This is a genomic window from uncultured Aquimonas sp. (genome assembly GCF_937888285.1).
Classification (GTDB): domain Bacteria; phylum Pseudomonadota; class Gammaproteobacteria; order Xanthomonadales; family Xanthomonadaceae; genus Aquimonas.
This window is the reverse complement of the sequence record NZ_CALART010000060.1, coordinates 1-11,121: the sequence shown is the minus strand read 5'-3', so window position 1 is coordinate 11,121 and position 11,121 is coordinate 1. Positions and strand designations below refer to the sequence as shown.

Below are 11,121 nucleotides of genomic sequence, written 5' to 3'. Positions count from 1 at the left end.
GGTCCATGCCGGCGCCGCCGTATTCGGCCGGCACCTCGATACCCATCAGGCCGGCCTCGCCGAGCGTGCGGATGTTCTCGAGAGGAAACTCGCCGGACTGGTCGTGGTGCTCGGCGCTCGGAGCAATCTTCTCCTGTGCGATGCGACGCGCGACGTCGCGGATCATCAGCTGCTCTTCGTTGAAGTTGAAGTCCATGGGGGCTCCTGAGGCGTGGGCGAAATTCAAACGAGCGCTTGAAAACTGCGCGAGTTTAACCCGGTTCAGGGGGCAGCCGGATCAAGGCGGAGTCGAGGGAAGACATTGCAAGCCAGGATTCGGGACTCGGGACTCGGGACTCGGGACTCGGGATTGGAGATTCGTGCGGCGCTGTGCAGATCCACGCCCTGCGGACGCAGGCCTCACCAGCCCATGCGCGAGCCCGCTCACCGGCGACCACGTTCTCTGCACCGGATCAACGTCCATAGCAGCGACCCGAAGCAACGTTCCCCGCGCCGCACTCGCCGCACGTTCACTTGAGCCAAGGCCTCCAAAGCTTGACGCACCCCAAGCCCCTGCCTACCCTGCTTCATCTTTGAATCCCGATGAAGCGATACACATGGATCTGAATGCCTGGTCGGCCTGCCTTCGCGTGCTCGCGGACGCCACCCGCGTGCGCCTGCTGGCCCTGCTGGAGCGCGAGGAGCTGACCGTCGCCGAGCTGGCCTCGATCACGATGCTGGCCCAGCCGCGGGTATCGACACACCTGGCCAAGCTCAAGGAAGCCGAGCTGGTGCTTGATCGCCGCGCCGGCGTCTCGGCCTACTACCGCTTCAACGAGGCCCTGCCGCCGGCCGAGCGCGCGCTCTGGGACACCTTGCGCAACGGCGCCGACGACCCGCTGCTGCGCCAGGACGCCGAGCGTCTGCCGGAAGTGCTGGCCCTGCGCGCAGCCGAGGAGAACTGGGCCGACACCGTCGCCGGCGACATGGAGCGCCACTATTCGCCCGGACGCACCTGGGAAGCCCTGGCGCGCTCGGCGCTGCCGCTGATGCGGCCGGGCGAGGTGCTCGACATCGCCTCGGGCGACGGCGTGTTGGCCGAACTTGTGGCGCCGCATGCCCAGCGCTACGTCTGCATCGACTCCAGCGCGCGCGTCGTCAGTGCTGCCACCGAGCGCCTGTCGCGCCACGCCAATGTCGAAGTGGTCGAAGGCGACATGCACGCCCTGCCCTACCCCGAAGCCAGCTTCGATCTGGTTGTGCTGATGCACGCGCTCACCTATGCCGACAAGCCGGCCAAAGCGGTGGCCGAGGCCGGTCGCGTGCTGCGCCCCGGCGGTCGCCTGCTGCTGACCAGTCTCGCCAAGCACGAGCACCAGGCGGCGGTCGCGCCCTATGGCCACGTCAACCTCGGCTTCAGCGAGAAGGAGCTGAAGCGCTTCGCCGAGAAGGCGGGCTTGAGCGTGCAGACCGCCAGCACGGTCACTCGCGAACGCCGCCCGCCGCACTTCGAGGTCATCGCCCTGATCGCCCACAAGACCTGATCGTTCGCCAGCACGGCTTTGCCGGGCGCCCTATCCGTGCCGCATAGGGTGGGCCCTGGCCCACCGTGAGCTGAACCGCACCCCCGTCCCGATCAAACACGTACCACGCCCGACAACCTCGAACGCGAATCGCGCGGCCCACGATCAACCTATCAACCCCAACGCCCGCCCTCCCCAGGCGCCGCTGAGAAATCCACGCAATGCCCGACTTCACCGCCCTGCCCTGGCTCAAGCCCGACCGCGTCGCCAAGCTCGACGCCGCGCTTGCCGAACGCATCCTGATCATCGACGGCGCCATGGGCACCATGATCCAGCGCCATGCGCTGGACGAGGCCGCCTACCGGGGCGAGCGCTTCCGGCACGGGCTGGACGCGCTGCAGTCGCAGCCGCCCTGCGGGCACGAGGGCCATGCGCACGGCGAAGGCTGCGGCTGTGACCTGAAAGGCAACAACGATCTGCTGACGCTGACCCAGCCGCAGATCATCGCCGACATCCACACGTCCTATCTCGAAGCCGGCGCGGACCTGATCGAGACCAACACCTTCAACAGCACCACGCTGTCGCAGGCCGACTACAAGCTGGAGCATCTCGCCCGCGAACTGAACTTCGAAGGCGCGCAGCTGGCCCGCGCCTGCTGCGACGCCATCGAGGCGCAGACGCCCGACAAGCCGCGCTTCGTGGTCGGCATTCTCGGCCCCACCAGCCGCACCGCCAGCATCAGCCCGGACGTCAACAACCCGGGCTTCCGTGCCACCAGCTTCGAAGAGCTTGCAGCGGCCTATCGCGAAGCCACCGAAGGCCTGATCGACGGCGGCGCCGACATCATCATGGTGGAAACCGTGTTCGACACGCTCAACGCCAAGGCAGCCGTGTTCGCGGTGGATGAGGTGTTCCAGCAGCGCGGCGCGCGCCTGCCGCTCATGATCTCCGGCACGATCACCGATCGCAGCGGACGCACGCTGTCGGGCCAGACCGCCGAAGCCTTCTGGTACTCGCTGGCGCATTCGCGGCCGCATGCGATCGGTCTGAACTGCGCACTCGGCGCCAAGGACCTGCGCGCGCACGTGGACATCCTCGCGCAGGTCGCGCCGACCCACGTCAGCGCACATCCGAATGCCGGCCTGCCGAACGCCTTCGGCGGCTACGACGAGACACCGGAAGAAATGGCCGGCACCCTGCGCGAGTTCGCTGAAGCCGGCCTGCTGAATATCGTCGGCGGCTGCTGCGGCACCACACCCGAGCACATCGCCGCGATCGCCCAGGCGGTCAGCGCCATCCCGCCGCGCGCGCTGCCCAGCCAGACGACGGAGGCCGCGGCATGAGCATGCCCCGCTACACGCGCCTGTCCGGCCTGGAGCCGCTGGTCATCACGCCCGAGACCAACTTCGTCAACATCGGCGAGCGCACCAACGTCACCGGCTCGGCGCAGTTCCGCAAGCTGATCCTCGACCAGCGCTACGACGAGGCCGTCGAAGTCGCCCGCCAGCAGGTCGAGAGCGGGGCGCAGATCCTCGACGTCAACATGGACGAGGGCATGCTCGACGCCGAAAAGGCGATGGTGACCTACCTCAACCTGATCGCCGCCGAACCCGACATCGCGCGCATTCCGGTGATGGTCGACAGCTCCAAGTGGACCGTGATCGAAGCCGGCCTGCGCTGCCTGCAGGGCAAGGGCGTGGTCAACTCGATCTCGATGAAGGAAGGCGAAGCGGCCTTCCTCGAGCAGGCGCGGCTGGTGCAGCGCTACGGCGCGGCCGCGGTGATCATGGCCTTCGACGAGCAGGGCCAGGCCGACACCTGCGCCCGCAAGGTCGAGATCTGCACCCGCGCCTACCGCCTGCTGCGCGACAAGCTCGACTTCCCGCCGGAAGACATCATCTTCGATCCGAACATCTTCGCGATCGCCACCGGCATCGACGAGCACAACAACTACGCGGTGGACTTCATCGAGGCCACCCGCATCATCAAGCAGACCCTGCCGCACTGCCATGTCAGCGGCGGCGTCTCCAACGTGAGCTTCGCCTTCCGCGGCAACAACGTGGTGCGCGAGGCCATCCACGCGGTGTTCCTGTTCCACGCGATCCGCGCCGGCATGGACATGGGCATCGTCAACGCCGGTGCGCTGCCGATCTACGACGACCTCGACGCCGAACTGCGCGAGCGCGTCGAGGACGTGGTGCTGAACCGAAGAGACGACGCCACCGAGCGCCTGCTGGAAATCGCCCCGCGCTACAAGAAGGGCAAGGGCGAGACGGTCGACACCACCGCCAAGCTGGCCTGGCGCGCCAATCCCGTGGCCGAACGGCTGAAGCATGCGCTGGTGCACGGCATCGACGAGTTCATCGAGACCGACACCGAGGAGGCGCGGCAGGGCTTCGCCAAGCCGCTGGAGGTGATCGAAGGCCCGCTGATGGCCGGCATGAACGTGGTCGGCGACCTGTTCGGCGCAGGCCGCATGTTCCTGCCGCAGGTGGTGAAGTCGGCGCGCGTCATGAAGAAGGCGGTGGCCTACCTGCTGCCCTACATCGAGGCCGAGAAGCTGCGCTCGGGCGATGCCGGCCGCAACAACGGCCGCATCCTGATGGCGACGGTCAAGGGCGATGTGCACGACATCGGCAAAAACATCGTCGGCGTGGTGCTCGCCTGCAACAACTTCGAGGTGGTGGACCTCGGCGTGATGGTGCCGGCGCAAACCATCCTGGATCGCGCCCGCGAGGTGAATGCCGACCTGATCGGCCTGTCCGGCCTGATCACGCCCTCGCTGGAGGAGATGAGCCACGTCGCCAAGGAAATGCAGCGTCAGGGCTTCCAGGTGCCGCTGATGATCGGTGGCGCCACCACCTCGCGCGCGCACACCGCGCTCAAGATCGCGCCTCACTACCACTCGCCGACGGTCTGGGTGAAGGACGCCTCGCGCGCGGTCGGCGTGGCGCAGAGCCTGATCAGCGCCGAACTGCGCGCGAGCTTCGTCGCCGCCAACGAAGCCGACTTCGCCGACATCCGCGCCCGCCACGCGCAGAAGGGCAGCGGCAAGCGCCTGGTCAGCCTGGAGCACGCCCGCGGCCAGCGCTTCCGCGGCGACTGGGCGAACTACGTGCCGCCGACACCGCGCGTGCCTGGCGTCACCGAACTCAAGGTCGAACTTGCCACCCTGGTCGACTACATCGACTGGACGCCCTTCTTCAACGCCTGGGAGCTGGCGGGCCGCTACCCGGCCATCCTGACCGACGAAGTCGTCGGCGCGCAGGCCAGCGAGCTGTTCCGCGATGCGCAGCAGATGCTGCGCGAGATCATCGACGGCGAGTGGCTGGAGGCTCGCGCCGTGGTCGGCCTGTGGCGCGCGCACAGCGTCGGAGACGACATCGAGGTGTTCAACGCGCACGGCGGCGAGCTGGCGGTGATCCACGGCCTGCGCCAGCAGGTCGACAAGCCGGCCGAACGCCCGGACTTCTGCCTGTCCGACTTCATCGCCCCGCACGATGCCGGCCGCGAGGACTGGTTCGGCGCCTTCGCCGTCACCACCGGGCTGGGCTGCGAGGAGCGCGCACGCGCCTTCGAGGCCGAGCACGACGACTACCGCGCCATCCTGCTGAAGTCCCTGGCCGACCGCTTCGCCGAAGCCCTGGCCGAGTACGCGCATGAGCGGGTGCGCAAGGAGCTGTGGGGCTATGCGCCGGACGAGCAGCTCGACAACGAGGCACTCGTGCGTGAGCAGTACCGCGGCATCCGCCCGGCGCCGGGTTATCCGGCCTGTCCCGACCACACCACCAAGCGCACCCTGTTCCGCCTGCTCGAAGCCGAAGCGCGCTGCGGCATGGCGCTGACCGAAGGGCTGGCGATGACGCCGGCGGCCTCGGTCTGCGGCATGTACTTCAGCCACCCGCAAAGCCAGTACTTCGTGGTCGGCCGCATCAGCAAGGAACAGGTCACCGACTACGCCCACCGCCGCGGCCTGCCCCTGCACGAGGCCGAGCGCTGGCTGGCACCGGTGCTGGACTACGACCCGGAGTAGCGAGAAGCCGGTAGCTCGATATCAGCAGCAACCCGGCTTTTGATCACATAGATCAAGAAGACTCTGAAGCCCTATGCAAGGCCACAGCGCGCCCCTACGATTCGCGCGCCGGGGCGATGCCGTCCGTGGCAATGCACGTCCTTGTGCCACGTCTGGGCTACGACTGCCCGAGTGGCCTCATGCCTCAGGGGGTTCAATGAAGCGTCTTTTGTTGATGGCGGGCCTTGCCCTGCCCGCTCTTCCCGCGTGCGTGCACGCGAATGACTTCCATCGGGTACTGACGGATACGCAGCTGGAGCTGCGCCGCGCCGAGACGCTCTCGGGCGCGTCGCGATCGACGGCCTCCGATGCGCTGCTGCAGCGCTTTGTTGCGCTCGAAGACGCAGTCAAGGGCGATCCGGTACTGCTGGAGAAAACGCAGCGCCTGCATGCGATCGCGCGCTTCCAGCTGGTCCACGGCGGCCGTATCGGCACGCTTGACCTGCCGCCACCGGTTCCCACCATCCGGCAGCCAGGCACGGTCGGCGAGAGCTGTGAAGCGCCCCTGCCGCTCAACACCGGCGAAGCACTGGAACTGCAAATGCAGCCCGGCGAGTCGCTGTGGATCCGCGTCCAGGGCAGCACGGAGAAAGCCATTGGCGTCACCACGCGCGGGTCCCGCCTCGACACCCGCCTGAGCGCCTGGCCCGACTGCCGCGAGCTCGTCGCTGAGCCGATCGCCAGCGCCGACGACAGCATCGGCCTGCAGGCCGAGCTGACGCTTCCCTCTGACAAGCAGACCTTCTGGCTGGTCCGCCTCGACAACCTCGGCGATCAGCCAGGCGCGGTGATTCTCGGCGGTGTGAACTTCTCACTGGTGCAGGGTCAGGTGACGCGGTCGGCCGATGGCACGCCCTTTACGGAGGGCACGGTTGGCATGTTCCGGGTGGTGAATGGCCAGTACCTGCTCGAAGGCAGCACCCAGGTCGACGCGCAGGGTCGGTACATGATCGGGTACCAGCAGAACGGGTCGTATGTTGTCCGCACCGGCAATACATGGTCCTCTGACCGGCTCGCGCATGAGGCGTGGAGCGAAGTGCCATGCGCAGGTCGATACGAGAGCTCCATGGCCGACTGCACCTATGGCCAGGCCCAGCCAACCCAGGTCGCACTGACCGGTGGCTCTGCGACGTTGAATTTCGCTCTTGATCCTCTGGGGAGTGTGATTGGCGTCGTCACGAATGCCACTACCGGAGCGGCAGTGCCAAATGCGCAAGTCCGGCTTGGCATTGCGCAGTCGCCCTTCTACAGCGAATCGACCTACGCGGACTCGTTCGGGCGTTATCAAATCGGCTTGGCAAGTGGAGTCGACTCGTACCTGCTCGCGGAAGCCCCTGGCTACCGTTCGCAGCTCTACAACGGCATCGACTGCCCACAGCAGGGCTGCACCATCAGTTCGGGCACCCCCGTCCGCAACGATCCGGCCAACCCTCTGCTGCGCGCCGATTTCTCGCTGTCGCCTGTACCGCGACTGCAAGTCAACCTGCGCGTAGGCGGCACACCCGCCCCAGCATCCGAGTTCTTCGCGGTGACGCTATTCGACTCAACCGGTGCTGAGGTGTACTACGGTTTCGCCTATGGCGCCCAAGGTTCGATCGACGGGATTGCCGCCGGCAGCTATCGGGTCCGAATCGAGACGAGCAGGGCGTACTCGCAGCTTTACGGAGGCATCGAGTGCCTGAGCTCGTGCATCGAGGAACTCAGCCAAGCCAGCGTAATCAACTTCCCTGCGTCAGGGCCAGGAATCTCGATCGAGTTCGACCTGCGAGCCCGCCCCGTGCTGCGCGGCAACGTTGTTGGCGACAACAACGGCCAACCGGTTGCGAATGCCCGTGTCGCGCTTTATGAAACCAACGGCACCTACGTCACCGACACCTCGACGCATGAGGGCAGCTTCGAGATGCCGGGGATTCGTCCTGGCAGCTATGTGCTGGTGGTGGAATCACCGGACCATGTCCGCGAAATCTTCGACAATATACTCTGCCCCGCACCGAATACGTTCTTCAACTGCCCGGGCGCAACCCCCTTGGTCTTCACGCGGGAGTCCGGCAACAGGGACCTCGAAATCGGACTGACGCCCAATCCGACGGTGACGGGCCGGGTGACCTTCGCCGGGCCAGGACAGAGCTACGAAATTCAACTGCAGACACTCTCACCCACCGGCCAGGTGATCAGGCAAGTCTGGGTGCAGACAGACGCGAACGGCGCCTATCGCACGCAGTCATTGCCGAGCGGAAGCGCTCGCCTGGGTGCCAGCCAATACAATTACTGGAACCAGCTGTTCCCGCAGATCGACTGCCTCTCCGGGTGGTCAAGCCAGTCCACGGGCTGCGACCTGGCCAGCGCGACGATCTTCGAGCTGCAACCCGGCCAGACCTACGAAGGCATCGACTTCCGCTTGCGCCCGCGCGACACACGCGGTTTCCGGGTGGTCCGGGCCAGTGACAACACACCGCTGGCCGGAATTGTCATCGACGTCTGGAATAACGGCGGCCAGCGCATTCAAAGCCTGGCCTCATCCGCCGACGGCATGGTCTACGTGGGCCACTACCAGTTCGAAACCCGGCTGCTCTCCACCTTCAACCTGCTGGGTCTGGAGGACCAGGTCTACAGCGGGATCCGCTGTCCGGCCGGCCCGGTCTACTTCGGGCAGTGCTCGCTGCAGGGTGCGACACCCGTTCCCTCGCCAGTGAACGGCTCCACCCTCGCTCCCGACATCGTGATACGCATGAGCGACGGGATCATCCTGTTCAACCATGGATTTGAAGACTGAGGCGGAACGCCGTTCGCTGCTTCGCGGCGGGCGGCAGCCACGCCTGGGCCGCTGATCCGCCACAGTCGTCGCATCGCGAGCGGCGCTGGCCAAGATGCTGGCCAGAGGTCATCGGGGGTGGAGGCCCGCAAGCCGGGCCTACACCCCACTGGCGCTGCAACTTGCATGCCTCGTATAGTGACGGCCCTCACATCCCTCGTTCAGCGTAGTGATGGCGTCCTCCGAGCAGCCGACCAGCGTCCTGCCGCGCCATGACACCCTCGCCATCGCGTGCGGTGCGGACTCACCGACTGCGGGCGACTGGAGCGAGGGGCAGCGGATCGGCGCCTTCAAGCTCGTACGCCGGCTGGGCAAGGGCGGCATGGGCCAGGTCTGGCTCGCCCACCAGCTGCACCCGCTGATCCGTGATGTCGCGCTGAAGGTGATGCTGCCGGAGCGGCGCAGCGCGCGAGCCGAGGCCTTCTTCGAAGTCGAGCGCCAGGCGCTGGCCCAGCTCTCGCATCGGGCGATCGCGCAGATCTACGACGCGGGGCGTCTGCCGGACGGCGCGCTGTTCTTCGCCATGGAATACGTGCCCGGTCGGCCGCTGGACGAGTTCCTGCGCCTGCAGCCGCAGCCGCTGCTCTCGCTGGTGCGCATGTTCGTCGAGCTCTGCGGCGGCATCCAGCACGCCCACCAGCGCGGCCTGATCCATCGCGACCTGAAGCCGCAGAACGTTCTGGTGCAGGACACCGAAGCCGGACCGCTGCCGCGCATCATCGATTTCGGCATCGCACTGGGCACCAGCGCTGACGGGCCGACGCCGATGCAGCCCAGCCAGATCGCCGGCACGCCGGCCTACATGGCCCCCGAGCAGCGCGAACCCGGCCCGGCGGGCATTGATGCGCGCTGCGACATCTATGCGCTCGGCGTGATGCTGGCCGAGTGCCTGCGTCAGCAGGTGGGCCTGCCCTTCGACAGCCGTGCGCCTGAAAGCACCGCGCTGCGCGAAGAGTTCGCGCGCAGCCTGCAGGCACGCGTACCGAGCGAGGGCGACGCGCAGCAGCTGCGGCGCGCGCCTTTCGAACTGCGCGCCATCGTGCTGAAAGCGATGGCGGAAGACCGCGACCAGCGCTACGCCTCGGCAGCTTCGATGGCCGAAGACCTGCAGCGCTGGGTGCAGCGCGAACCGGTACTGGCGGTCGCAGGCGGGCGCGGCTACACGCTGCGCTGCTTCCTCCGGCGCAATGCGCTGGCAACGGCCGCTGCATCGCTCATTGGCCTCGCCCTGGTCGGCGGCACCGGCCTGGCGCTCTATGGCCTGACCGAAGCACGCGCCGGCCGAGCGCAGGCGGAGGCCGCGCAGGCGCTGGCGGAACAGCGTCGCGGCGAGGCCGAGCAGCTGATCCAGTACATGCTCGGCGATTTCGCCGACAAGCTGCGCCCCTTGGGCCGGCTGGATCTGCTCGACAGCATTGGTGCAGAGGCACTCAAGTACCTGGGCGAGGCGGATATGCGCGGTGACGCGGCGAGCGCATTGGCCCGCGCCCGGGCTCTGCGAACGCTGGGGGAAGTGCAGGTGACGCGCCAGCATCTTGACCAAGCAGCGCCAATACTCGAACAGGCGGCGCTGGTGCTGGACGCCATCCTCGACAGCGCATCGCTGCCCGAGCCAGAACTGCACTTCGAGGCCGCGCAGATCGCGTATTGGCAAGGTTTGATTGCCTACAGGAGTTCTGACCTCAACGAGGCAGGGGAACACTGGCAAAGGTACTTGAAGGAGGCCAAAACCTTTGCAGCTGCTACGGACGACCACGCGCGCGGACGCCAAGAGGTTGCTTACGCCCTGAATAATCTGGGCTCCGCACTGCTAGCTCAAAAGCGCACAGAGGAAGCACTTGCATACTTTCGCCAAGCCGCTCAGATCCGCGAGGAGAACCTTTCGTCCGACGCGGATCCTCAAGTCGTGGACCTAGTGGATTCCCTTTCCTGGCTCGCCAACGCGCAGGAGCAATTGGGCAGACCGACCGCTGCGTTCTCAAGCCACACAAAGGCGCTTGAGCGCTTGTTGGCTCATGAGCGCGCCGCGGGCGGCAGCGCACGAATCCGACGCATTGAGATCAACCTGCGATACACCCTCGACGTACTCAACGATCAGCTGGGCCACACTGTCTCAAGCCTTCAGAGCCTACTTAGAGCGGTGGCGCTCGCCCGAGATGATGTGGCAAACGACCCTACGCAACCTCGTAGGCAACTGCTTCTCGCACTGCTCGGCTATCGGGCCGCAGTTAGGACAGCAGATGACGCGGTCGCGAGCCGCGAAAGCTTAGCCATTGCGGAGCAGGCTTACGAGAACATCATTGCGAGCCAAAGCCAACTTCCCCAAGGCGAGCGTTTGCGAGTGAGCGGAGCTCGTTGTCTCGCTCGGAAAGAGCTGGGCATGGCGGAAGAAGACTGTGCGCGCGCGGTGATGGCGGAATTGTGGGCGCTGCGCGAGTCTGATCAGTCGAGCCCAGACCTCGAATTGCTGTACGTTGAACTCGCCGCGGTTGAGCCTGCCGGTCAGACATCCCATTGGCCGACGGCGTTCCAAATTCTCTCGACACTTGACGAGGCCTCGCAGCGCTCATTGCGATATCTGATGGCCAAGCGGGCGTTGATAAGCGCGTCGAGCTCTTCACTGCAGGAGCTGCGCAACATGGATCGACAGATCGCTGCCTTACGGGCCTCCCACCTTGACCCAATCCACCGAAGTTAAGCCCGCCCACCCTCAACATGCCTTGAAGCTCAAAGCC

At 66.4% G+C, this 11,121-nt stretch carries 5 protein-coding genes and 1 pseudogene; 5 read left to right on the top strand and 1 reads right to left on the bottom strand.

Annotation, left to right across the window (positions count from 1 at the left end):
- Positions 1-196, bottom strand: a 196-nt coding sequence (locus tag Q0654_RS12450) for an acyl-CoA dehydrogenase family protein (RefSeq protein WP_298854234.1), incomplete at its 3' end; no start/stop codon positions are given.
- Between the two features lie 400 nt (positions 197-596).
- Between Q0654_RS12450 and Q0654_RS12445 the strand changes: the two are divergent.
- The 5 genes and pseudogenes from Q0654_RS12445 to Q0654_RS12425 form a co-directional block, all read left to right on the top strand.
- A pseudogene (locus Q0654_RS12445) lies at positions 597-1,517 on the top strand (metalloregulator ArsR/SmtB family transcription factor); the annotation flags it as partial.
- A 206-nt stretch (positions 1,518-1,723) separates the two neighbouring features.
- Positions 1,724-2,845: a homocysteine S-methyltransferase family protein gene (locus tag Q0654_RS12440; RefSeq protein ID WP_298854230.1), complete on the top strand. Its 1,122-nt coding sequence runs from the start codon at positions 1,724-1,726 to the stop codon at positions 2,843-2,845.
- Complete coding sequence (gene metH / locus Q0654_RS12435; RefSeq protein WP_298854228.1) at positions 2,842-5,535, top strand: methionine synthase; 2,694 nt, start codon at positions 2,842-2,844, stop codon at positions 5,533-5,535. Before Q0654_RS12440 ends, metH begins: the two co-directional genes overlap by 4 nt.
- Before the next feature lie 196 nt (positions 5,536-5,731).
- On the top strand, positions 5,732-8,347 hold the full coding sequence (locus Q0654_RS12430; protein ID WP_298854226.1) for a carboxypeptidase-like regulatory domain-containing protein: 2,616 nt from the start codon (positions 5,732-5,734) through the stop codon (positions 8,345-8,347).
- Positions 8,348-8,558: 211 nt separating this feature from the next.
- The gene (locus tag Q0654_RS12425; RefSeq protein WP_298854224.1) at positions 8,559-11,084 is read left to right on the top strand and encodes a protein kinase; all 2,526 of its coding nucleotides are present in this window, start codon (positions 8,559-8,561) and stop codon (positions 11,082-11,084) included.
- Positions 11,085-11,121 lie beyond the last annotated feature (37 nt).